Annotated in this window: 17 protein-coding genes and 1 pseudogene; 10 read left to right on the top strand and 8 right to left on the bottom strand. The window is 63.4% G+C overall.

Annotation, left to right across the window (positions count from 1 at the left end; all coding sequences use genetic code 11):
• The first annotated feature begins 109 nt into the window (after window positions 1–109).
• From copC to C8J43_RS20495, 6 genes are all read left to right on the top strand, one after another.
• Window positions 110–481, top strand: a complete 372-nt coding sequence (gene copC, locus C8J43_RS20520) for a copper homeostasis periplasmic binding protein CopC (RefSeq protein WP_055763339.1) — start codon at window positions 110–112, stop codon at window positions 479–481.
• 1 nt (window position 482) lies between these two features.
• The gene (gene copD / locus C8J43_RS20515; RefSeq protein ID WP_133032465.1) at window positions 483–1,412 is read left to right on the top strand and encodes a copper homeostasis membrane protein CopD; all 930 of its coding nucleotides are present in this window, start codon (window positions 483–485) and stop codon (window positions 1,410–1,412) included.
• Between the two features lie 318 nt (window positions 1,413–1,730).
• Window positions 1,731–4,013 carry a heavy metal translocating P-type ATPase gene (locus C8J43_RS20510; protein WP_200909707.1) on the top strand — a complete coding sequence of 761 codons (2,283 nt, stop codon included), beginning with the start codon at window positions 1,731–1,733 and terminating at the stop codon, window positions 4,011–4,013.
• Window positions 4,010–4,393, top strand: coding sequence for a MerR family DNA-binding protein (locus tag C8J43_RS20505; protein ID WP_055763348.1), 384 nt, complete (start codon window positions 4,010–4,012; stop codon window positions 4,391–4,393). Before C8J43_RS20510 ends, C8J43_RS20505 begins: the two co-directional genes overlap by 4 nt.
• Before the next feature lie 235 nt (window positions 4,394–4,628).
• Window positions 4,629–5,234: a recombinase family protein gene (locus C8J43_RS20500; protein ID WP_056421012.1), complete on the top strand. Its 606-nt coding sequence runs from the start codon at window positions 4,629–4,631 to the stop codon at window positions 5,232–5,234.
• A 3-nt stretch (window positions 5,235–5,237) separates the two neighbouring features.
• On the top strand, window positions 5,238–5,636 hold the full coding sequence (locus C8J43_RS20495) for a hypothetical protein (RefSeq protein WP_133032464.1): 399 nt from the start codon (window positions 5,238–5,240) through the stop codon (window positions 5,634–5,636).
• Window positions 5,637–6,759: 1,123 nt separating this feature from the next.
• On the opposite strand, the gene C8J43_RS20485 is transcribed toward C8J43_RS20495, so the two are convergent.
• Window positions 6,760–7,872, bottom strand: a complete 1,113-nt coding sequence (locus tag C8J43_RS20485) for a hypothetical protein (protein ID WP_056421017.1) — start codon at window positions 7,870–7,872, stop codon at window positions 6,760–6,762.
• Between the two features lie 443 nt (window positions 7,873–8,315).
• Between C8J43_RS20485 and C8J43_RS20480 the strand changes: the two genes are divergently transcribed.
• From C8J43_RS20480 to C8J43_RS20470, 3 genes are read left to right on the top strand one after another with little or no spacing between them, the layout of a single operon-like run.
• Window positions 8,316–8,969, top strand: coding sequence for a ParA family protein (locus tag C8J43_RS20480; protein ID WP_056421020.1), 654 nt, complete (start codon window positions 8,316–8,318; stop codon window positions 8,967–8,969).
• Window positions 8,969–9,307, top strand: a complete 339-nt coding sequence (locus C8J43_RS20475; protein WP_056421022.1) for a hypothetical protein — start codon at window positions 8,969–8,971, stop codon at window positions 9,305–9,307. Before C8J43_RS20480 ends, C8J43_RS20475 begins: the two co-directional genes overlap by 1 nt.
• Window positions 9,304–10,257, top strand: coding sequence for a replication initiator protein A (locus C8J43_RS20470; protein ID WP_056421025.1), 954 nt, complete (start codon window positions 9,304–9,306; stop codon window positions 10,255–10,257). Before C8J43_RS20475 ends, C8J43_RS20470 begins: the two co-directional genes overlap by 4 nt.
• 579 nt (window positions 10,258–10,836) lie before the next feature.
• Here C8J43_RS20470 and C8J43_RS20465 read toward each other — a convergent pair.
• From C8J43_RS20465 to C8J43_RS20445, 5 genes are read right to left on the bottom strand one after another with little or no spacing between them, the layout of a single operon-like run.
• On the bottom strand, window positions 10,837–12,387 hold the full coding sequence (locus tag C8J43_RS20465) for a type IV secretory system conjugative DNA transfer family protein (RefSeq protein WP_207893472.1): 1,551 nt from the start codon (window positions 12,385–12,387) through the stop codon (window positions 10,837–10,839).
• The gene (locus C8J43_RS20460) at window positions 12,387–12,668 is read right to left on the bottom strand and encodes a hypothetical protein (protein WP_133032463.1); all 282 of its coding nucleotides are present in this window, start codon (window positions 12,666–12,668) and stop codon (window positions 12,387–12,389) included. Before C8J43_RS20460 ends, C8J43_RS20465 begins: the two co-directional genes overlap by 1 nt.
• Window positions 12,665–12,889 (bottom strand): conjugal transfer protein TraD, encoded by a 225-nt coding sequence (locus tag C8J43_RS20455; protein WP_133032462.1) that lies wholly within the window; start codon window positions 12,887–12,889, stop codon window positions 12,665–12,667. Before C8J43_RS20455 ends, C8J43_RS20460 begins: the two co-directional genes overlap by 4 nt.
• Before the next feature lie 13 nt (window positions 12,890–12,902).
• The gene (locus C8J43_RS20450) at window positions 12,903–13,232 is read right to left on the bottom strand and encodes a conjugal transfer protein TraD (RefSeq protein ID WP_133032461.1); all 330 of its coding nucleotides are present in this window, start codon (window positions 13,230–13,232) and stop codon (window positions 12,903–12,905) included.
• Between the two features lie 10 nt (window positions 13,233–13,242).
• Window positions 13,243–13,569 carry a YnfA family protein gene (locus tag C8J43_RS20445; protein ID WP_133032460.1) on the bottom strand — a complete coding sequence of 109 codons (327 nt, stop codon included), beginning with the start codon at window positions 13,567–13,569 and terminating at the stop codon, window positions 13,243–13,245.
• A gap of 194 nt (window positions 13,570–13,763) precedes the next feature.
• Here C8J43_RS20445 and traA point away from each other — a divergent pair, with 194 nt between their 5' ends.
• A complete protein-coding gene (gene traA, locus C8J43_RS20440; RefSeq protein ID WP_056677703.1) occupies window positions 13,764–16,736 on the top strand; it encodes a Ti-type conjugative transfer relaxase TraA in 2,973 nt (990 codons plus the stop codon).
• 63 nt (window positions 16,737–16,799) lie between these two features.
• Here the strand turns inward: traA and C8J43_RS20435 are convergent.
• A pseudogene (locus tag C8J43_RS20435) lies at window positions 16,800–19,778 on the bottom strand (Tn3 family transposase).
• 4 nt (window positions 19,779–19,782) lie between these two features.
• The gene (locus C8J43_RS20430; RefSeq protein ID WP_037535053.1) at window positions 19,783–20,367 is read right to left on the bottom strand and encodes a recombinase family protein; all 585 of its coding nucleotides are present in this window, start codon (window positions 20,365–20,367) and stop codon (window positions 19,783–19,785) included.
• Window positions 20,368–20,617: the final 250 nt, after the last annotated feature.

Genomic DNA, 20,617 nt, shown 5'->3' with positions numbered 1-20,617 from the left:
CGCCTCTACCACTTGTTACGCAGCGATGCCCATCACCCCTCGACTTCCGTCATGAGGGGCGAGCGGCCGGGCCGCGTAGAACAGGCACGAACCTGATCGGAGTATTCCCATGCGTCGCGTCTTCCTTCCTACCGCTGTCGTCCTTCTCGGCCTTGCCGGAGCCGCCCAGGCCCATCCCAAACTCGTATCCGCATCCCCGGCACCGAATGCGATGGTCGCGAAGCCCGCCAATGTCACACTGCGCTTCAGCGAGAAGCTGATGCCCAAGTTTTCCGGTGCGGATCTGATGATGACCGGGCATGGCGGCATGACGCACGCACCAATGAAAGTCGTCGGGACCGCAACTGTCGGCTCGGACGGTCGCACCCTCGTCGTCACGCCCAAGTCGCCGCTCGGCGCGGGTAGCTATAAGCTTGCCTGGCATGTGGTCTCGACCGACACACACCGCATCACCGGAAACTACGCCTTCACGGTGAAGTAAGGTGGAAGCCGACTGGCCGCTGATCGCGGTTCGCTTCGCGCTTTACGTGACGCTGAGCGGGCTGTTCGGCCTCTCGGCATTCGGCCTCTACGGGTTGAAGGTCGGTGAGCGCGGCAACGCGCTTGCCTTCCGCCCTTGGCTGTTCGGGACCGGGCTTCTCGCCCTGCTATTCTCCGGCATAGCGGTCGCGCTGCTCGCAGCCGCGATGGCAGGTGCACCTCCGTGGCCGATCGATCGGGAAGCAGTCGGAATGCTGCTCTCTGACTCCGCAACGGGCACGGCATGGAAAGTACGCATGATCGCGCTCTTGGTGGCGTCTATCGCTGCCCTAATAGCGGCGCGGCACACGATGCCGCTTGGCTTGGTCGCCATCTTTTCCGGCGTCGCTCTCGCAACGCTCGCCTGGACGGGGCACGGGGCGATGGACGAAGGCGCGACCGGGTGGGTGCATCTGGCGGCCGATATCCTCCATCTCCTGAGCGCTGGTGCGTGGGTGGGAGCGCTGCTCGGGCTTGGGCTGCTGGTGACACGACCAGCGCGGCGCACCGATGCCGCCCACCTCGCACTGACCTATCGAGCGCTGCACGGGTTCGGTCTGACCGGCACGATTGTCGTCGGTACGATCGTCATCACCGGCCTCATCAACGCTTGGCTGTTGGTTGGCCTTGGCAATCTCCCGACCCTCGGCACGACGGTCTACGGCAGGCTCTTGATCGCCAAGCTTGTGCTGTTGGGTGGGATGCTCGGACTCGCTTCGCTTAACCGCTTCCGCTTTACACCGGCATTCGAACGATCGGTGTCAGCAGGCGATTATAAAGGCGCGCTGCGAACCTTGCGAACAAGTCTTGCAGTCGAGGCTTCGTGCGTGGTCGCGATCCTCGTGCTGGTAGGTTGGCTCGGCACGCTCGAACCCCCTGCGTCGGCCATGTAGCTATTGGTTTGAGGGCAATCGAGCTTTGCGACGTAATTTAATTAGGTGCCGTGAGTCGTTGGAAGGGGGGCTTGACCCTGACACGGTGTCAGACCCTACATGCTCTCGGGTTGAAGGAGTTTTTCTATGAACGACCCTGATTTCCACGCCCATTTGGCCGGGGGCTGCGGGTGCTCGAACAAGCAAGCTGATAAAGCTGCTGCGATCGAGCGCGAGGCGGGCGCGTCCTGCTGCTCGTCCTCCAAATCTCCGGCTGTTCCACAAGCTGCCAAGGAAGGATGCTGCTCAGGGAAAGCGGGCGGAGAACCTTCTGCCACAGTGACCGACCCGGTATGCGGCATGACCGTTGATCTGGCAAAAACAGCGCACCATGCCGAGCATGCCGGGCACGAGTATCATTTCTGTAGTGCAGGGTGTCGAACCAAGTTCGTCGCTGACCCTGATGCCTACCTTGGGGCCAAGCCAAAGCCCGAGCCGGTGGCAACCCCGGGAGCGATGTGGACGTGCCCCATGCACCCTGAGATTCGTCGGGAAGGGCCGGGAACGTGCCCCATTTGCGGCATGGCCCTCGAACCGGAAGAGCCGTCGCTCGATGACGGTCCCAATCCAGAACTAGTCGATTTCACCCGGCGTTTGTGGGTAGCAGGAGCGCTCACCGTTCCGCTGCTCATTGTTTCGATGTTCGCCGAGATGTTTGGGCTCCATGTTGTTAGCCCTACCGCTTCGCCTTGGGTCCAACTCGCACTCACTGCGCCAATTGTGCTGTGGGCGGGATGGCCGTTTTTCGAGCGGGGGTGGATGTCGCTTCGCACCCGCCATCTGAATATGTTCACGCTGATCGCGATCGGCGTCGGTGCGGCATTCCTCTACAGCCTGGTCGCAACACTCGCGCCCAGCATCTTCCCTGCGACGTTCCGGATGCACGGGGGCATGGTCCCAGTCTATTACGAAGCTGCCGGCGTCGTCGTGACACTGGTGTTGCTCGGACAGGTTCTCGAATTGCGCGCCAGAGCGGCGACTGGCCGCGCGATACGCGCCCTCATGGACCTCGCTCCCAAGACAGCGCGACGGTTGCGGTCTGACGGGTCAGAGGAAGAAGTCAGCCTTGCCGACGTGGCAACCGGAGATCGGTTGCGGGTCCGCCCCGGCGATGCGATCCCGGTCGATGGCGTGGTGGTCGAGGGTCGCTCCTCGGTCGATGAATCCATGCTCACCGGCGAGCCGGCCCCCGTCCTCAAGGAAGTCGATGCCGCAGTCACGGGGGGGACGGTGAACGGCACGGGCAGCCTCGTTATGGAAGCCGGCGCGGTCGGTTCGGACACGATGCTGGCGCGCATCGTCCGCATGGTCGCGGAAGCGCAGCGCAGCCGTGCCCCGATCCAGGCGGTCGCCGACCGGGTATCGGGCTGGTTCGTACCTTTGGTCGTGCTGATCTCGGTCGCGACCTTCGTGGTGTGGTCGCTGGTCGGTCCCGAGCCACGCATGGGTCACGCCCTTCTTAATGCGATCGCCGTGCTGGTGATCGCCTGCCCGTGCGCGCTCGGGCTCGCGACCCCTATGTCGATTATGGTTGGCACCGGCCGCGGCGCGCAGGCCGGCGTGCTCGTCAAGAATGCCGAAAGCCTACAGGCACTCGATAAGGTCGATACGCTGGTCATCGACAAGACGGGCACGCTAACGGAAGGCAAGCCGTCGCTGGTCGCGATCGAGGCAACCGGCACCGTTGGAGAGAACGACATGCTCGCGCTCGCTGCGGCTGTCGAAGGACAGTCCGAACACCCGCTAGCCCACGCGATCGTCGTCGCCGCCAAGGAACGCGGATTGCAACTCGCCACGGTCGCAGACTTCGCTTCGCAGACCGGCATGGGTGTCAGTGCCACGGTTGGCGGCCGATCGGTGGTGATCGGCAATGCCGCACAAATGAGCCGGGTCGGTGCCGATCCCCAGTCACTCGACGCTTCGGCCGATCGCCATCGGAGCGAGGGAGCCGGCGTCATCCTGATCGCGATCGACGGCGCACTCGCGGGCTTGCTCGCGGTTGCTGACCCGGTGCGCCCTTCGGCGCGCGACGCCATCGCGGCTCTTCGCAAGGAAGGTCTGCGCGTTATCATGCTGACGGGCGACAATCGCGGGACGGCCGATGCGGTTGCGCGCGCCGTGGGCGGCCTGGACGATGTACGCGCCGATCTGCGACCGGAAGATAAGGCGCGGATCATCGGCGAATTGAAAGCTGATGGTGCCAAGGTTGCAATGGCCGGCGACGGTATCAACGACGCCCCGGCGCTGGCCGCTGCCGACGTTGGGCTCGCGATGGGGACGGGAACCGACGTAGCGATAGAAAGCGCGGGCATGACGCTCACACGCGGCGATCTTTCGGCGATCGTGCGCGCGCGCAAGCTCGCCCGTGCGACGATGCGGAACATTCGGCAGAACCTGTTCTTCTCATTCCTGTTCAACGGGGTCGGCGTGCCCGTCGCGGCCGGCGTGCTCTACCCCGTTGCCGGCATCCTTCTGTCACCAATGCTGGCTGGCGCTGCGATGGCCCTCTCTTCCTTCACCGTCGTGCTCAACGCGCTGCGTCTGAACACGGTGAAACTATGAACATCGGGGCGGCGTCGGAGGCCAGCGGCGTCTCGCAACGCATGATCCGCCACTACGAGAAGATCGACCTTGTGCCCGCACCGCTCCGGCGCGGGAGCTACCGGGATTATTCGGAAGTGGACATTCATCGGCTGCGGTTCATCGCCAACGCGCGAGACCTTGGGTTTCCAATCGAGGAGATCCGCACGCTACTCGGCTTGTGGTCGGATCGGGATCGGTCGAGCGCCGAAGTTAAGGCGCTGGCGAAAGCGCGCGCTGCCGAGCTGGGCCGCAAGGCGCGCGCGTTGAAAGCTATGCAATTGGCGCTGATCGACTTGGTTGAGCGCTGTCACGGCGATGATCGCCCGGAGTGCCCAATTATCGAAAGCCTCGCTGAATAATCCGATCGAGCGCGGCGCTTAGCGTGCCGCGCTCTACCGCCTGTGGGCGTTCGCAAGCGGTTCTAGTGTTCTCCCTTCTCGTGTGAAAACGGCTTTTGGGAAAGATCTATCGTTCCCAAAAGACCATCGTTTTCGAGGAAGCTTTGTGTCAAAACCGAACGGTTTTGACACCGCCACCCTGCCCTAGCGTTTTCAAGGGTTTGCAGGTGTCACAACCCCGTGCCAGAATAAATGCATGGAAATCGGCTATGCCCGCGTGTCCCGAGGTGACTCCCAGGACATAGACCCGCAGCTTCGCGCGCTCCGCGATGCTGGGTGCGATGCGATCTATAGCGAGGAGGCATCGGGTGGGCAGGCCGACCGCCGCGAGCTGGCGCGCGCGATCGGTGCGTTGGAGGCCGGCGACGTACTGGTGGTGTGGAAACTCGACCGGCTGTCCCGATCCCTCCGCGACCTTTTGTTCACGCTGGAAGCGATCACCGCAGCCGGTGCGGGTTTCCGGTCGCTGACCGAGGCGATTGACACCACCACCGCACCCGGCCGGCTGATGACGCAGATGCTTGGCGCGTTCGCCGAGTTCGAGCGCGCCATGATCCGCGAGCGGACCATGAACGGGCTGGCGCACGCGCGCAGCGCCGGGCGGCGCCTTGGACGCCGGCCAAGCCTAACAGGGCCGCAGCGCGCTGAGATCATCGCCAAGGTGGAATCCGGCCAGGGCTCCCCCGCCCAGCTCGCGAGCCTGTTCCGCGTATCGCGCTCGACAGTGCAGCGCGTGTTACGCGATTATAGAGCGCGTCAGGAAACGGCCGACGCAGTTTTGCTGAGCATGCAGGCAAGCTAAGGCATGGCCGCAGCTCCACCCCACTACCCTGGTTTAACGCTTGGGCCGCTGCCTGTCGGACGCATCAACGCCCGGCTGGGAACTAACCTCGTGCCCGGCTCGGTCACGGTGAGCAAAGCAGCGCATGCTCATATCGCGATCGATCATCCATTGGAGTACGCGGACATAATGGCCGCCCTTCCTGGTCTAATCGCCAATCCAGCGTTCATCGGCCAAGACCCCAAGCACCCGCACGCTTTTTACTTGCTGGACGCGCTGCAAACAGCAGTCGGCTCTTTTGCGATGGTTGCGATCGGCTTCAGCTTGTCACCCGGCGGCACCTATCAGGTAAAGAGCGCTTATGGCTTAAAGGCGTATCAGTTCACCAGTCGCGTGAAGGCGGGTCGTGTGGTGGCGTTATAACGAAAAAGGGGAGAGCGTGAGCCCTCCCCAAAGCGATTTGAGCACGTTGCCAACCGTGATCTCTCGGCCGAAGCCTCTACCTTACCCCAAAGAGTCTGGTGTGTGGGGCGGCGCTTCCCACCTCTCAAATCGCTAATTTCAATTCGCTTTATACGATCTAACTAGTGGACCTTCTCGCGATATTCAACCTGGCATCGGGAGAATGCCGGATGTGGGCTTCTAAGCAGACCATGACGTGGACAGGTTGCGGAAGCCTTAGTGAGAGCGAAGTCCCTGATCATACCGTCGCGTTGTCTGTTTTGCCCACCTATCTTGAAATCGAGCCCCGCGGGCGAAATCTTGATCAGGCGAATAGGTCACCGATCGCACGCAGGCGAAAGGCATTGAGCCAGCGGCGTCGGCGATGTTCGCTCGCATCATGACGCATGTGGCACCGCTGACAAAGCGCGGCGAGATTGTGCGGCCTGTTGTCGCCAGGATCATGGTTCAGATGCGCGCTGGCGAGGATTACGCGCGTAACATGTAGTGCGCTAGGCGGAGCGATGCCGACGAACCCCGGTTGCACTAAGGCAAGGTCCGCAGGACTGGCTAGGCGGCGAACTCTCCTGCCCTGCCCATCCCGCCAACGGCGCGCATCTTCGTCCCACCACACGCCGTTGCCGAGATGTAGCACGTCGCAACCGTGCGGACGCTGACAATGCTCGCAGCGACCCTTGGCGCGACCGAAGCGAATAAGGGCGGACAACTCGCGCCAATCGATCGGATATAGCCAGCGATGTTCGCGCGCGATTGGCATACCATTCTATGAGTCAGCCGGGAGCGAAACGAAAGCAGAAACCACTTTGATTCAGTAATATCATTAGTGCTAAGCGATTAAGCGATTAAGCGATTAAGCGATTTCATCGCGCTTGCGTTAATGTGGGTCCTCAACCTACCTCTCTTGAGACCGCGTAATTTGCCCTGGCACGGATCTACTCAGCAGGTGGCGGCAAACGCGCAATGGTTCGCTCGCCGCTCTTGGGATCACGCCGGCATGCCCAAACGAGCGTAGCAGTCGCGCCGATGATCGCGGCAATCCCGCCGCACGCGCCAGCGAAGCCGGCAGCATCGACCGCTACCTGGATCACAGTGCAGGTTCCAGCGTAGAACCGAGTCGCATTGGCCGATCAAACCGCCCCTCTAGAGCATCGTGACGGAGCTGGTCGAATGCTTGCTGATATTGTTCGATGATGATGCGCCGCCTCTTCCACGACAGCCGACGACCAGGTGTGTCCGCTTCAACCCGCAGTCGAGCAACCTCTCGATAAGCTGGCGTTTGCCGATGCAACGTCAGGGGAACGTAGAAGTCGGCACGCTCAAACAGATACTCGCGTTCCTCACCAACTAGCGTTCGCGCCGCATCCAGCGCCGATCGTGTTAGCCGGGCTTCGTCGTCTGGTTCCGCAACCGGGTAATAACCGGACGGATCGAGCGGAATGATAGGTTCGGCATCGGTCGCGGCGCTGTCAAATAGCCAGGGCTCATACCAGACTGCTCCGATTTGCTTAAGCAGATCGAGCCTTTCCCAGAACGGCTTCCAGGCAACGGAACTGTCCTTGGCCTTCGCGCGGTGGAAAGACGCCCACTCTCCACCTCCACCGCGATAGCTGCCCCGCGTAATACCCCATACGCCATGCGCGCCAACGTCAGCCAGCTTCCGCGCGTTAGGCTCATCGTTTTGACTAAGGCCGCCTCGGAGGTGTTCGAGCGGTATGCCGTGAGTAGCATCGAGAGAGATCAGCCCGTAAAGATCGATCAGCATCCTAAGTGCCATTGCGTCGCCAGTCTCGCGAACGCGTCGGAGCATGGAGGCTTCGCCCGATAAGCCTGTAACTAGAGCAACCGGTAGAAAGACTGGCTCTGCGTCAATTGCCAGTGGCGGCAGTTCGTATTGCGGCATCATTCGTGAGGAAGCGTCAGTGCGCTTGACGAGACCCGAGGCCACGAGCTCGCCTATAGCGTGCTTGGCCCGCGGCTTCCCCAGCCCCGTATATTCCTCACACGCCTTAGCTGACCATTTAGTGAGGCGATGATCGCTACCCGTGCCGGCCAAGAGAACAAGATAAGCGATCACCAGATTAAGCCGATTGGTCGTCGGCATCGACCAGAGCTGATCCTTAACCTCATGCCCGAGCGCGAAAAAGTTGCTTCCCCGCCCCTTTCCACGAACCCGCTTTTCGGCCTCACTGTCGTCCATAGCTACAGTTCCCGAGTCTAACATAATGCGGCCTTAGCATGTCAAAACGCACCCATCAAGGTCATCAAGGAAATTAAGGAAAACAAGGGTTTCAAGGTGTTCAAGAACACCAGACCATATCAAGGAAATCTCATCGCCGATCGGTCGCGCGGTACGTCACGCGATGAAGTGTGTACGCTGTTTCAAGCGCCTCGCGAGGAGAGAGTGTCGTGCGTGATACCGGCGGTGCTATGCCAGCCAAAAGCCGCCAACGCAGATGTTCAAACCTAAGCGCGTACCTTGGGGATGTAGGGTCAATATCATATGCATGCTGGAACTTCAGACGCCCCGCTATGACCGATCGAGGGGCCAAGTTAGTGAGGTTAGGCTAAGCGATTAATGCTATTTACGACTAAGCGGTTAAGCGGCATAAGTAGCTCAGCCGATTAGTAGGGGTAGCAGCGATGAAAGTATGGGCCGTGATCGCGCAAAAAGGCGGTCAATCCAAGACCACCCTTTCTACAGGGTTTGCCGTCGAAGCCGCGCGCGAAGGCGCGTCAGTCGTGATCTTGGATGCCGACGATCGTCAGGGATCAGCGCTCTACTGGTCGGAGCGTCGCGACGACGACGACGTGACGGTGAAGGACAGCAGCGTCGCCGGCCTGCCGCTTCACGTCTCGCGCGGACGCGGTAGCGGCAAGATCGACCTTATCATCATCGACACGCCGGCGAACTCCAAAGATATTGCGATGCTTGCGGCCGAGCAGGCAGATTTCGTCATCATCCCCGTCGCGCCGCGCGGGCTGGACGTTCATTCGGTGTTGCAGACCGTCAAGCAAGTGCAGCAGGCCGGCACTCCCTTCGCCGTCATTCTGACCCAGGTTCCGCACCAGGGCGGGGAGGGGCAGGAGGCCCATGCCGGGTTCGCGGCCAAGGGCGTGACGATGTTCGACAGCCGCCTTCACTTCCGCAAGGACTTCTACAAGGCGACGCCGCTTGGACGTACCGCAGCGGAAACGGAACCGGACAGCAAGGCGGCGGCAGAACTGCGCGCAGCCTATGACGAAGCTAAGCGACTAAGCGGCTTTACGACTAAGCCAGTAAGCGAGGCGGCATAATGGCGAAGAAGCCTTCCGCGCTTGCCGGCATCTTCGATGAGGAGGTCGAGGAACTAGCGCCGAATCCCGCTCTCGCTCCTCAGTCAGCACCCGAGCCGCAGCGGGCGGCAGCGCCACGCCGATCGCGGCGTTCGGCCGACACGCCAGCATCGCCAGCGCCGGAACGGCGCAGCAGCCACCCGGGCAAGAAGCCGGTGCTGATCCACATTCCCGAGGACATGCACCGCGCGCTTCGCCAGCTCAGCGTGGAGGAGGGCGGGGAACCCCTCACCGTCATCACCGAGCGCTTGCTCCGCCAGTATTTGGTCAAGCGGGGCCACACTAGGTTCGCCCCGTGAGCAAGCGGCGTGATCCCAATCCCGAGTTCGACCTGTTCATCCCGGCGCTTGGGGACCTCCCGCTCAAGGACCAGCGGGAAGTTATGGAGCGTCCGTTTTTCTCGTTGCAGAAGCGCAAGCGCCTCAAGCCCATCGAGTATCGCAGCCCCGATGGCGAGGCGTGGGTGCGCGTGCAGGCGATCCCCGACTACGGAATGGCGACGATTTGGGATGCCGACATTCTGATATGGGCGGCATCTACCCTTAATCGCATGAAGCAGCAGGGCTTGAACGACTTGCCGCGCACGCTGACCACGACGCCTTATGACCTGTTGCGAGCTATCAAACGCGGCACTGGCGGCAGGGATTATCAAGAGTTGCAGGCGGCGCTGCTTAGGCTCCAGACGACCTCCATCACCACCTCAATCCGCGCGACCAAGCGCCGGCAGAAGGCCGGCTTCAACTGGCTCGATAGCTGGACCTTCGACACCGACGCCGAGACCGAGCAGCCACGGGGCATGACGCTGACCCTTTCGGATTGGGTTTATGAGGGGATCGTCAACGAGAAGTCGTTGCTCACCATGCACCCTGACTATTTCCTCCTGTCCGGAGGTTTAGAGCGGGCGCTGTATCGCATCGCGCGCAAACATGCAGGCACGCAGCGCGGGGGGTGGTTGTGCCGGGTCGAGGTGCTTCGCGACAAGACAGGCAGTGATGCCCAGCCCAAAGAGTTCAATCGGATGCTTCGGCGCGTGATCGAGGCTGACCAGCTGCCTGATTATACGATGGACGCAGCTGAAACGACCGACAAAAGCCCGGCTGTGCTGTTCAGGCTCCGCGGTGAGGCCGAAGCATTAGCACTGGCCGAGAAGATGCGCGTGGAGGAGGAGCGGCGAGCCCGCCTTGACGCCGATCGTCGGCGTACGGAAGAGGTGGACGCCCGAATGGACCGGCTGGCCGGCCGTCGCTAACTATCGGGGTTTCACCCACCAAAGCCCACAACTATCGGGGTTTCACACACCTGCTGGTTTGCCGGGCAGAGTCGGGCAAGCTCCGGCCAGCGTCATGCAGCGTTCGCGCTGTGGATAACTGGCACGGAAGAGCCGTTCAAGCCATGCCAGAGTCGGGGTTTCACACACCTTTTCGTCGGGGGATCACCCACCGCACTATCGGGGTTTCACACACCGAATCACGGGGTTTCACCCACCGCCTATATCGGTAAGGTACTGAAAACAGGGCAGAAACTAGGGTCTTTTTGACCCTTAACCTTTTTAAGATTCCTATTTAACAGAATCACTTAATGTCACTGCACCGTTCGACGAACCAAAGGACGGCTTATGGAATCGGCCTAACGGCCGATGCTCTTTCCTTTCGTGCCGCCTTCGGCGTCACAGAAGCGGCGCAAGCGCCGCTAGCTAGGCGAGAAAGAAGTGAGGCAAGTGGCGATGGAACCGCTCGCTATAGTCGCTTAGAGGCGTTGTGAGCGCAGGGAGCAGGCTTTCAGGCTGTTCGGGGCGTTGAGCGCCGCGATTGGCCCCACCGGGCTTGAATCAGGCCGGATCAAACAGGCCGACGAACTCGCGTTGATCGTAATAACGGATTTTCTCGACCGCGAGCGGGTGTTCACCCTGGCGCAGCAGCAGGAGTTGATCGGGCCGCATCCGCATGATTTCGTCTGGCGTGGCGAGCCGGCGGGCCGAAACGTGCCCGCTGACGCTCTCCGAAGGCCCGGCGCGATTTTCGCCCCAGCCCGTACCGCGTGACGTGCTGACGGTATCGTATTCGATCGTCGTGTCGCCGATCGTGCGCGAGAGCATGTCGGCGGTCGCATGATCGTTGACCCCGAACGTCTGGATCACGCCGGCGTTGGACATGAACGTGCCGGCGCGTTCGCCATAGGTGGCTTTGAGCTGATGCATGTCCTGAAGGATCGGCCAGAGCTGAAGGCCGTAGCCCGCCATCAGCCCCATCGCGCGCTCGACCGGTTCAAGGCGGCCGAGCGCGGCGAACTCATCGAGCAGGAACAGCACGGGCCGGGCAGGGCGGGCGGTGGAGCGCGCCATGTCGGTGACGGCCTGGCTCACCAGCAGCCGCAGCCATCGGGCATAGGTATCGAGCCGATCAGGCGGCAGGCACAGGAACACGGTGGCGGTTGTGTCCTTCAATCCCGCGAAGGTGAAATCGGACGCGGCGGTGCTGGCGACAATGCGCGGGCTGTCAAGAAAGTGGGTGTGGCGCTGCGCCGAGGATAGCACGCCAGCGGCTTCGCGATCGGACTTGCCGAGCTGGCGGTTGGCCGCGCGCGCTATCAGGCCACCGGCCCCGGCGCTGTCCTGCATATCGGCCAGCAACGCGGCGAAGCCAGCAGGGGCGAGCGTCAGCTTGTCGCGTATCGTTGCCAGCACGCGGCGATCGGCGGGTTCGTGGACGACGGTGTGCAGAATCAGCCCGGCGATCAGCGCCTTGGCTTCCTCGTTCCAGTGCGCTTCGCCCGATTGTCCCGGCGCGTCATGCACCAGCGCGTCGGCGAGGGTGTTGGCATCTTCCGCGAGATCGAGGCTGGCGGGATCGAGCCGGTCGAGCGGATTGTAGCGGGCAGGGGGCTGACCCGACACGCCGAACGGATCGAGGCACCAGACCTTGCCCTTGGCGGCACGCGCACGGGCGGTGACGCGAGCGTTCTCGCCCTTGGGGTCGATGCAGATCACCGAGCGATCGAGCAGCAGCAGGTTGGGGATAATCGTACCGACACCCTTACCTGAGCGGGTGGGTGCCATCGTCAGCAAATGCGCCGCGCCGTCGTAGTGCAGCAGCTTCCCCGACCTCGCCGAGCGGCCGATCAGAAGATCCCCGTTCGCTTCCAGCTTCCGCACGTCAGCACGGTCGCCAAAACGGGCGGAGCCGAGCAGATCATTGCGCTGGTTGGCGGCACGCCGGTTGAAGCGCCACGCCAGGAACAGGATCGCGCCGGCCAGCAGGAACGGAATGTCGGTCGCTATCTCGCCATAACCGAAGATGCTCTTGAGCCAGGCATTGCTCGCCATCAGCACCACAAAGGCGACGAAGACGGCGAGAAGCGGGCTGATCCGTCGCCTGGGCATCAGTGCGCCGCCATCGGCGTGATCGGCAGAGACCGATCGGCGTCGGGATGATCGAGCAGCCGAAGCAGGATTTGCGAGACGAGGGGAGGGGGTACACCCTCATCCAGCATCATTGTGAAAAACGCATCGTCGTTAGGCGTCGGGATCATGTCCTCGATGACCAGGTTGGCGCGCGAGTCCGCCATGTCTTCGTGCCACATCGCGATTTCCGTTGGCGTGCCGCGCACGAAATCCATCGCGCGGACCTGGCAGCGGATCGTCTCGATATCGAAATCGCTCATTGCGCCTCGCTCCCTTCCGCCTCTGCGTCGAACGCGCGTTTTCCGCGTCTTTTCCATAGCGCCAGTATGTCGCCAGAATCGTCGTGACGACCACGCCCGGCAAGATCGAGCAGCGCGCCGTAAAGGGTGGCACGATCGTCGTCGGTCAGCTCGACCAGGCCCGCTTTTTGGACGAGGCCGCCTAGCTCAATCAGGTGGCGTGTTCGTTCGCGACGTTGCACGACCCAGCCCCTGCTATCCGTTCGCCGTTCCGCCGCTTCCGCCCGCAGCGTCGCCGCCCGATTCAGTCGCAGCGCCCGATCCGTCGATCGCAGCAGCGCCGCCACCTTTGCGCCCGCGCCGTTGAAAGAAGGCCGCGCCCTTTGCGCGCCATGCCTCCTTCGCGCTGGCGTCCTTTGATCCGATCGCATCGAGCAGCACGCCGGCTAGGGTTTCCGCATCAAGCGCATCGGCACCAGTGGCAGCGACGAGCTGGCCTAGCTGTTCAACCCGCTTCGCCTTGAGCGAGCGGGCCTTGTCGTTCAGCGCCTTTAGCTCAGCATCGTAATCGCGAACCTTCCTCATACCTTTTTCCTCACAAAGCGGATCGCGGCGCGAGCAGGATTACACCCGCCCCAACGATGCACATGGTTGCACCGATCATATCCCACCGATCGGGCGCACGATGCTCAACCAGCCACAGCCACAACAAAGACGAGAGGATATAGACGCCGCCATAGGCAGCATACGCCCGCCCGGCCGCATCAGAATCGACGCGGGTCAACAAGAAGGCGAATAGCGCCAGCGAGACCGTCCCCGGCGCAATCCACCACGCCGATCGCCCAAGCTTCATCCATGCCCAGAAAGCAAAGCAGCCGGCGATTTCAGCAAGTGCCGCAGCGAGGTAGATCGCACTGGTCATCGTCAGTGAACCTAATGTCGGCATCGCCTCACTTCCGCATCTTGATGCCACCACTTTAACGCACCCGGCATGAGGGTAAAGCAGGAAAGGGCAAACACAGGCACCAAGTCAATCAGGAGATGCGCAGCAGATCGGGAGTGCGCGCTTATACGTCGTTGCCGACGTGCGCTAAGTAGGGCAGTGTGCGGAGCGTCATGGCGATCTATCATTTCTCCGCCAAAGTTGTGAGCCGCGCAAACGGATCGAGCGCCGTCGCGAGCGCCGCCTATCGTTCCGCATCTGAGCTGCACGACGATCGGTTGAACCGCGATCACGACTTCAGCAACAAGGCGGGCGTGATTCACTCCGAGGTGATGTTGCCGGAGGGCGCACCAGAGCGTTTAAACGATCGCACGACGCTGTGGAACGAGGTTGAGGCAGGCGAGAAGCGCAAGGACGCGCAGCTTGCCCGTGAGGTGGAGTTCTCGATTCCGCGTGAGATGAACGAGAAGCAGGGCGTCCAGCTCGCACGCGATTTCGTGAAGAAGCAGTTTGTCGATCGCGGGATGGTCGCTGATCTGAACGTGCATTGGGACAAGGCGAAGGACGGCACGCCCAAGCCGCACGCGCATGTCATGCTTGCGATGCGCGACGTGGGGCTGGAGGGGTTCGGGAAGAAGAACCGCGACTGGAACTCGACCGAGCTTTTGAAGGACTGGCGCGAGGCGTGGAGCGCTCACGTTAACGAGCGCATGGCCGAGCTGGGGATTGAGGGTCGCATCGACCACCGCAGTTACGAGGCGCAGGGGATCGGGCTGGAGCCGCAGCACAAGATCGGCCCGGCCGCATCGCGTCGTCCGGAGCAGGGGCTTGAGGCGGAGCGGATCGAGGATCACACGCGCATCGCTCGTGAGAACGGCGAGAAGATCATCGCCGATCCCAATGTCGCGCTGGACGCCCTCACGCGGCAGCAGGCCACGTTCACCGTCCGTGACCTTGCGACGTTCGCGTTCCGGCACAGCGACGGCAAGGAGCAGTTCGACCAGGTGATGGGGGCGGTGCGCGCCAGCCCTGAGCTGGTCGCATTGGGGAAGGATGGACGCGACCAGGAGCGGTTCACGTCGCGCGACATGATTGCGGTGGAGAACCGGCTTGAGCGTGCCGGCGACGATCTGGCGGGCCGGGGCGAGCATGGCGTCGCCGATCGGCATCGTGACGTCGCGATCGGCGCGGCCGAGGGGCGTGGCCTTGTCCTGTCGGGCGAGCAGCGCGACGCCTTCGATCATGTGACCGGCGACGCGGGGCTGGCGTCCGTCGTCGGCTATGCCGGCAGCGGCAAGTCGGCGATGCTTGGCGTGGCGCGCGAGGCATGGGAGGGGCAGGGTTACACGGTTCGCGGCGCGGCGTTGTCGGGCATTGCGGCCGAGAACCTTGAGGGCGGATCGGGCATCCAGTCCCGCACCATCGCTAGCCTGGAACACGCATGGGGGCAGGGCCGCGAGCAGCTAGGCCCCAAGGACGTGCTGGTAGTGGACGAGGCTGGCATGATCGGCTCGCGCCAGATGGAGCGGGTGCTGTCCCAGGCACGCGATGCTGGGGCCAAGGTCGTGATGGTCGGCGATCCTGAGCAGTTGCAGGCGATCGAGGCGGGCGCGGCGTTCCGCAGCGTCACCGAGCGGCACGGCGCGGCCGAGATCACCGAGATACGCCGGCAGCGCGAGGACTGGCAGCGCGACGCCACACGTGCGCTGGCGACCGGGCGCACCGGCGAGGCGATCCACGCCTATGACGGCAAGGGCACGGTCCACGCGGCCGACACGCGCGAGGCGGCGCGGGGCGCGCTGGTCGATGGTTGGGATCGCGCGCGCCAGACCGAGCCGGGCAAGAGCCGCATCATCCTCACCCACACCAACGCCGAGGTGCAGAGCCTCAATGGCGAGGCGCGCGACCGGTTGCGCGCGAGCGGCGACCTTGGCGATGACGTGACGGTGAAGGCCGAGCGCGGCGAGCGGCAGTTCGCGACCGGCGACCGCATCATGTTCCTTCGCAACGAGCGCGGCATGGGGGTCAAGAACGGCACGCTGGCGACGATCGAGCGGGTATCGCCCGAGGGCATGGCGGTGCGCCTCGATGACGGGCGCGGGGTCGCGTTCGACACCAAGGATTATGCCCATGTCGATCACGGCTATGCGGCGACGTTCCACAAATCCCAAGGCGTGACGGTCGATCGCGCCCATGTCCTCGCCACTCCGGGCATGGACCGCCACAGCGCCTATGTCGGCATGTCGCGGCACCGCGACGACGTGCAGCTTCACTATGGCCGCGACGACTTCACCGACCAGCGCCAGCTTGTTCGCGCTCTGTCGCGCGAACGCGGCAAGGACATGGCGGGCGATTACGCTAAGCCCGAGCAGGATCAGGCGCGGGCGTTCGCCGATCGGCGCGAGATCCGGTTCCCGGAACTCGCACGCCAGATGGTCGAGAAGGTGCGCGACAAGGCCAAGGGCATGTTTGCCGGTTTCCGGCCAAAGCCGGCTGTCGCGAAAGAGGGGGCGATTAACACTGCCCGCGATCACGGGCAGGGGGGTCCGATTAACACCGCCCGTGATCGCAGCCAGGGGGGTCCGATTAACACCACCTTGGACGTCTCTCAGGCCAAGGCGATCGAACGCTATGCACGTGCCGCGGGCGATATCGGCCGGATGCGCAACAAGGGTCTGCCCGTGCTGCCGCATCAGGAGAGCGCTTTGCAGAAGGCTGGCGAGAGGCTGGACGCGACCCGTCCCCATGCCGCGCGCGACCTTGCATCGGCGCTTGCGCGTGATCCGAAGCTTATCGAGCAGGTGTCGGGCGGCAATACAGTTGGCGCGGCACGCGCGATGGCCGACGAGAAGCGTGTGCGGCTAGACCCGGACGCGCGTGCCGAGCGGTTCGTGGAAGGCTGGCAGAAAATGCAGCAGGCGCGGGCAGGCATGGAGCGGGCCGGCGACAGTGCCGGTGCCGAGCGGTTGCGCGAGCGGATGGAGAAGGCGGCGGGCGGGCTGCACCGTGACCCGCAGCTCGAATCCGCACTGCGTCGCCATGCACCCGACCTGGCGCTGAAGCAGGAAAGCGAGCGGTCGATCGGCGATGCGCTGTCGTCGTCGCTCGATCGTGGGCGCGACCGGGATCGGGGGATGAGCCGGTGACGGTTCGTGCTTTCGGGTACGATCCGGTTTGGGGTCGGTACATAGAACGGACCCAGATATACGCTAAGGTTTTGCCAGACCTTCGACGGCGCGCATGAGGCGGAGCGGCCTGAGCGCGGTGGACGGCGCATCGGGATCGGTCCAGAGGTAATCCCCGGTGAGGTTGATGTGCTGCCAGCCGAGCGGCGATAGGTGTTGGAGCAAGTCCGGCGGGACCGGTCGGCCAAGGTTGGCGAGATGCATCCGGGCGGCTTGCAAGTAGGTCGTGTTCCACAGGACTATGGCACCGGCGACGAGATTAAGCGCGCTCGCACGATGGCTCTGGGCTTGCAGCGCGTGATCGCGGATACGGCCGATGCGGTGGAAGAAAATGGCGCGTTTCAGTGCATTTTCTGCTTCTCCCTTATTGAGTTCGCGGGTGGCGCGGCGACGCTGTTCGGGCTGTTCGATCCAGTCGAGCGTGAACAGCGTGCGTTCGACGCGACCGATCTCGCGCAATGCCAGTGCCAAGCCGTTGGCGCGCGGGTAGGCGCCGAGCCGTTCGAGCATGATCGATGCGCTGACGACGCCGGTGCGGATCGAGGTTCCCAATCGCAACACGTCGTCCCAGTGCGCGGCGATCAGACCTTCGTCTATCCTGCCCGCAACCAGCGGCGCGATATCGGGGCCGGGTTCGATGCCGTCGAACAAGTGCAAGCGGCGTGCGGCGATGTTTGGGATGCGCGGCGCGAACCGGAATCCGAGCAGATGGCATAGCGCGAACACATGGTCGGAGACGCCCCCGCCATCGACGTGATGCTCTTCGATGTGCAGATCGGCGCCGTGGTGGAGCAGCCCGTCGAGCACTTGCGCCGCCTCGCTCGCGGAAGCCGAGATAACGGTGGAATGGAACGGCGCGTAGCGATCCGAGATATGACTGTAGAAGGAGATGGCCGGCTCCGTCCCCTTGTGCGGATTGACCGCGCCGGTTGCCTGGGCGCGTCGGTCGAGCGGGAAGTTCTGACCGTCCGAGCTGGATGAGGTGCCGGACCCGAACAGGGCGGCGAGCGGTGCGGTGTGCTGGGCATCGACCAGCCGGGCGAGAGCGCGGCCGTAGGTCTCCTCGCGCAGATGCCATGAGGCGAGCCAGCCGAGCTGGCGCTGGGTCACAAAATTGCAGGCTTCCGCCATGCGCGTGTGGCCCAGGTTGGTGGCATCGGCGAGTACCGCTGTCAGGATCGCGCGTGGTTCATCGGCGACAAGCCCATTTTGCAGATGCGTGAAGCACTGGCTGAACCCAGTCCATCGATCGACTTCGGCAAGGAGGTCGGTGATGCGGATCGTGGGTAGATGGGCATAGAGTGGCGCAAGCGCGGTATCGGCTTCCTCGGGCGTGACCGCCTTCAACGGCGAAATCCGCAGCCTCCCGAGACTGAGTTGCACGTCTTCCAGCGCGTCCGTTTCCGCCTTTCGCTCGACCTCGGCCAATCGACGGGCAAGGCGGGTGCGTCGTTCGGCCAGCCAGACACCGGCCGTATCCGGTGCCGGGATTGGCAATGGGCCAGCCGCGCGCATGGTGGCGAATACGCGTCCGGAAATGAGTTGCTGCTCGACGGCACGATATCGCCGGCTTCCCTCGACCCACATGTCGCCAGCGCGAAGCCGGTCGCGAAGCTCGACCAGCACGCACAGTTCATAGATCCTGCGATCCGGAATGTCGGAGCCGATCCCCCGACGCCAAGCCTGCCGGATGAAGCCGACCGGCGCGTCGGTCGGTATCTTTCGTAGGCGGCCGAGATGAAGGTCGCGCATGATCGCGACCGCTCGCGCGAGCGCATGGCAGGCTGGCACCGCCCCGAATGTGAACGAGGCGACGAACGAGGGACCGACCTGTCTGAGGACGGGGTAATTGGTGGCGGCGATCGTGACGGGATCGACGGCATCGGGACGGATCAGCTTGCGGGCTTCATCGACCTCGCGGCCGAGATCGTCCCATCCGATCGTTGCTTCGACCGCAGCGGCGATGTCGCCACCCGACACCCTGGCGGCAAGCAGGGCATCGCCGAGCCGGGCGAGCAACCGGATTTTGCCGTTGATGGTACGTCGGTCACGCTTGAGCGCCGTGTCCGCGCTGTTCTGCTCGCGCCGGAACATCTGGCCCAGCAGGCGATCGAACATCAGCACCGCATCGTCGGTGAGCGTCACTATGGTTTCAAGTATGGTCGCCACCAATGTGGCGCGACGCCGTGTCGCTTGCAGCGTCCGAACGTGCTGCGCGGTCAGCCGCGCACCCTCCTGGCACAGGCGTCGCAGGCGTTCGGGATGTACGCCTGCGGCGATATCGGGATCGATCCCGATCGCTCGAAGCAGTGTCAATCGCTCGATGATGGCGGCAAACGTCTTGCGGCCCGGCTTGCCGGGTGGTTGCCGCACCCAGGCCAGATCGCTCTGGTTCGTGCCGGCATGAGGCAAAAGAAGGGCGTCGAGCAGTTGGCGTTGCCCGGCGTCCAGTCCTCGGGTGAGATGCTCGGCAACATGGCGTTCGGCATCGAGCAACGCCTGGGCGACCATCCGCTCGACGGAACTGATGCCCGGCACAATGATGCGCCGTCGCCGGCACTCATCCAGCAGCACCCGCGCGAGCCGGGGCCCGCTGGTGGTCGTTAGCGCGATCGGCAGGAGCCATTCCTGCAATGTTGTTCGCAGCGGCCGACTGAGCGGCGTGAAACCGAACGCGTCGCGCAGCGCATCGAGCTGTTCGTACCGGGTCGGGCCGCGCGTCGCGTAGTCGGCCAGCACATCGGGTTCGACCTGCAATTGCTCGGCAACGAATGCGAGCGGGGTATCGGGAATCAGTTCCCCGGGGCGAAGCAGGCGGCCGGGATAGCGCAGCGCGCAAAGCTAGATCGCGAAACCGAGCCGGTTATGCGGCCGTCTCCGGCGCACGATGACAGCCAGATCGTCCTGGCTCAATGTCCAGTGCTGGACGAGCAGGGTTTCGTCGTCGGGAAGCGCAAGCAACGCCGCGCGTTGCTCATCCGACTGGACGGCGCGACGCGGCATCGAATCAGACTTTGGCCGGTGCGGTCCAGCCGATCCGCGACAGCGTTCCGAGCAGGGTCGAGCGCGGCACCTTGAAGGTCCGGCAGACGGACGCCTTGCTCGCCCCACCATCCAGCGCGGCGGTGATCCGCTCGAGCGTTTCGGCGTCGATCATCGGCGGGCGACCGCCCTGGCGTCCCCGGCGTTTGGCAGCGGCCAGTCCCGCCATCACCCGTTCGCGAGTCAGCGCACGCTCATATTGCGCCAATGCGCCGAACAGCGAGAACAGCAACTCGCCGTGCGGCGTGGTCGTATCCATCTGCTCGGTCAGCGACCGGAACGCGATGCCGCGCGCCTTCAGGTCGGTGACGATCGTCAGCAGGTGCGGCAGCGAGCGCCCGAGCCGGTCGAGCTTCCACACGATCAGCGTGTCGCCCGCGTTCAGATAGTCGAGGCAGGCTTTCAGGCCCGGTCGATCGTCGCGCGCGCCGGATGCCTTGTCGGTATGGAGATTCCGATGATCGACGCCGGCTGCGACTAGCGCGTCCCGCTGGAGATCGACCGTTTGGCGATCGTCAGCCGACGATACCCGCATATATCCGACGAGCATGTACGACAAACCATCAAAAGCATGTTGTCGCACACTTTATCAAAGCGACAGGGTTTGTCGATCGTTATGGGCCGAGGCGCGTGTGGTTCGGCGAAGGCCCAGGTCAGGGGTGTCGGCTATCATGTGTTTTCCGACACTGGCGGGGCTAGTCGGCGCTTAAAAACGGCAGGGCCGTTCACGCCCACACCCGGACGCTCGGGTTAGTAATTCGGAGTCCCGGTAGTAGTCATTCGTTCAGTGGGATTATGGG

Origin of the sequence: Sphingomonas sp. PP-CE-1G-424, assembly GCF_004341085.1 — a bacterium.
In the GTDB taxonomy this organism is placed as follows: Bacteria; Pseudomonadota; Alphaproteobacteria; order Sphingomonadales; family Sphingomonadaceae; genus Sphingomonas.
The sequence above is the reverse complement of the archived record's forward strand: the minus strand, read 5'-3'. Positions and strand labels throughout refer to the sequence as shown.